At 48.7% G+C, this 234-nt stretch carries 1 tRNA gene and 1 other RNA gene; both read left to right on the forward strand.

The annotated features are described in order from the left end of the window. Nucleotides 1-75, forward strand: a non-coding RNA gene (locus HFD97_RS22130) — RtT sRNA; the annotation flags it as partial. An 84-nt stretch (nt 76-159) separates the two neighbouring features. Beyond that, nucleotides 160-233: transfer RNA gene (locus HFD97_RS22135), tRNA-Arg, on the forward strand. Nucleotide 234 lies beyond the last annotated feature (1 nt).

Consider the following 234-nt stretch of genomic DNA (forward strand, 5'->3'; position numbering starts at 1 on the left):
CTAAGGAGGATAACGTTGCATCAGCAACGGCCCGCAGGGCGAAGCGCAAGCTGAGTAATCCTCCTGGATGCACCATAGAAAATAAAGAAATAAAGCGAATTAGCAATTCCTTTCATGGTGAGTAGTCAGTACCCTGCGTTGTACAAGAATCAGATTTATGCATCCATAGCTCAGCTGGATAGAGTACTCGGCTACGAACCGAGCGGTCGGAGGTTCGAATCCTCCTGGATGCAC

The organism is Pantoea sp. EKM103V (assembly GCF_011800365.1).
GTDB lineage: Bacteria > Pseudomonadota > Gammaproteobacteria > Enterobacterales > Enterobacteriaceae > Pantoea > Pantoea anthophila.